At 50.9% G+C, this 2631-nt stretch carries 1 protein-coding gene and 2 pseudogenes; 1 reads left to right on the forward strand and 2 read right to left on the reverse strand.

The window, feature by feature from the left end; all coding sequences use genetic code 11:
• A pseudogene (locus ACTBDZ_RS16885) lies at positions 1-70 on the forward strand (surface-adhesin E family protein); the annotation flags it as partial.
• Between the two features lie 240 nt (positions 71-310).
• On the opposite strand, the gene ACTBDZ_RS16890 reads toward ACTBDZ_RS16885, so the two are convergent.
• Both ACTBDZ_RS16890 and ACTBDZ_RS16895 read right to left on the reverse strand, forming a co-directional pair.
• Positions 311-1786 carry an amino acid permease gene (locus ACTBDZ_RS16890; protein WP_438816160.1) on the reverse strand — a complete coding sequence of 492 codons (1476 nt, stop codon included), beginning with the start codon at positions 1784-1786 and terminating at the stop codon, positions 311-313.
• Positions 1787-1929: 143 nt separating this feature from the next.
• Positions 1930-2508 (reverse strand): annotated as a pseudogene (locus ACTBDZ_RS16895) (LysR family transcriptional regulator); the annotation flags it as partial.
• Positions 2509-2631: the final 123 nt, after the last annotated feature.

The following is a 2631-nucleotide window of genomic DNA, read 5'->3' on the forward strand; positions in this document are numbered from 1 at the left end:
CATGGCGATGGTCAAAGCGCTTAACCGGATCACGCTATTAGGAATGCCGAACAGTATTCGCATCACGTAACAATCGACCCGATGGGGCACAGTCGTTACAAGTTCTGATTTATTCAACAAAGCCGAATGACGGTTATACAATATGATAGAAAAGCTCGGTAGATATACTGAATTACGACATAAGCGGAGAAATTCTTTTACGCGTTGCGAATTAACGCTGTAACCACATTATTCAGCAAAGGTGTATTCTATAAAAAACGCCATTGGTAATCAGATTACCAATGGCGCGATCGAATCACATGCTTAACCGTTATTTGTGAAAGTCAGGAAAAGTCATTTCTGCATATTTCACAAAACGCGTTCCGCGGGACAACTTATAACCGAACCAAATTAGCAAAAATAATGGAATGCCAATATAGGTTGCGGTGACGCCATACCAGTCAATGTTATCTTGCAAAAATGCCTGGTAGTTTTGCCCCAGGGTGATCAGCAGGCAAAGCACGAACGCGAAGATCGGCCCAATCGGAAAGAATCCCGAGCGGTACGGCAGCGCGTTAAGATCCAACCCTTGCTGCACATAGCCACGACGGAAACGATAGTGGCTAATCGCAATCCCCAACCAGGCGATAAAACCGGTCATGCCGGAGGTATTCAGCAGCCAGAGATAGACCGTTTGGTTGCCAAACATCGAGGTCAGGAAACAAAGTCCCGCCACAACGGTGGTCGCATATAGCGCATTGCGCGGCACGCCGCCTTTGGAGAGTTTGGCAAACATACGCGGCGCTTTGCCTTCCTGCGCCAGAGTAAAGAGCATACGCGTTGAAGCGTACATTCCGGAGTTACCCGCAGAGAGCACCGCCGTCAGGATCACCGCATTCATCACCGCCGCGGCCGACATCAACCCGGCATTCTGGAACACCAGCGTAAACGGGCTAACCGTAATGTCTTTTACATCATTACGCAGCAAGTTGGGGTCGGTATAAGGAATAATCAGGCTGATAATCAGGATGGTAAACACGTAGAACAGCAATATACGCCAGAACACCTGACGAATAGCACGTGGAATATTTTGCGCAGGATCTTTTGATTCACCCGCCGCTACGCCGATAAGCTCGGTGCCCTGGAAGGAGAAGCCGACGATCATCGCCACACCAATCATCGCGGAGAAGCCACCAGAAAAAGGCGCATCGCCAATTTGCCAGTTGTGCCAGCCTGCGTTCTCTGCACCGCGCAGAATGCCGACGATCATCAGCACGCCAACGGTGATAAAGACCACGACGGTGACCACTTTGATCAGTGAGAACCAATACTCTGCCTCACCAAACCCTTTTACCGAGATGTAGTTAAGCAGAAACATCAATGCTAAAAACAGGGCACTCCAAATCCAGCCAGAAACCTCGGGGAACCAGTAACCCATCACCAACTGCGCCGCGACCAGATCGACGGCTATCGTCACCGCCCAGTTGTACCAGTAGTTCCATCCGAGCGCGAAGCCAAATCCCTCTTCTACGTATTTGGCACCATAAGTGGAAAACGAACCAGAGACGGGCATAAACGCGGCCAGTTCGCCCAGGCTGGTCATCAAAAAGTAGACCATCAGCCCGATAAGCGCATAGGAGAGCAGCGCCCCACCGGGACCGGCCTGCGAAATGGTTGCGCCTGAAGCGACAAACAGTCCGGTGCCGATGGATCCGCCAATGGCAATCATGGTGAGATGCCGCGCTTTAAGCTCACGGCGCAGCGTAGGTGCGCCCTGAGATGTGCTATGTAATTGTTGCTGAGCCATAATATCCTGCGCTCTATCTAAAATGAGGCGGGATTGTAGCAAATCGTTTTCTACAGAATCGCTATCATTATCGAGTTATAAGAGAGCTTCATAACTGCCTCGCCATCATTAGCAATAAGAAAGTCGAATGGCCGCAGTCAACCCTACTTTGCTGGCTGACAGTATTCCAGAAAGCGTTGCAACACATTGGAAAGGTGTTTTTGTCTGTGGTGAACCAGATAAAGAGTGCGCACCAAGCGCGGTTGCTCCAGTTGCAACGCCACCAGTGACCCCGCAGCCAGTTGATCGGCAATGACACGATGCGACAGGCAACTGATACCAATGCCATGACGCACGGCATGCTTGATGGCCTCGGAGTTCCCCAACTCCATCACCAGTTTGAAATGGGGTAATAGTGCTAAGAGCTGGTGATCCAAGACTTCCCGCGTGCCTGAGCCACGTTCACACAAGATCCACGGTGCTTCCGCCAGCATCGGGACGGTAAGCGTCTGCTGTACGAGGGGATTCTCAGGGGCGCAAAAGACCACAAGTTCATCCTCCAGCCAAGGCTGCGTCACCAAATCCGGATGATGACAAGGACCCTCGATAAAACCGAGATCGACGCTGAATTCCGCCACCGCCGTCACCACGTCCTAGGTGTTGCCCACGTGCAGCTCAAAAGGAATGGAGGGATAATCACGGCGATAGCGGGCAATCATGGCAGGAAACAGATAGTTACCTGTATTAGTCGCGACTTGATCTGACACTGGACCTTGCAAGGTTGAGAGTTACCGGTTTTGATATGGGTGTCCAATCCTTATACAAAACACGAGGTAACTCTCATGATTCATACTAACAATCCCATC

It is taken from the genome of Symbiopectobacterium sp., from assembly GCF_051710365.1.
In the GTDB taxonomy this organism is placed as follows: domain Bacteria; phylum Pseudomonadota; class Gammaproteobacteria; order Enterobacterales; family Enterobacteriaceae; genus Symbiopectobacterium.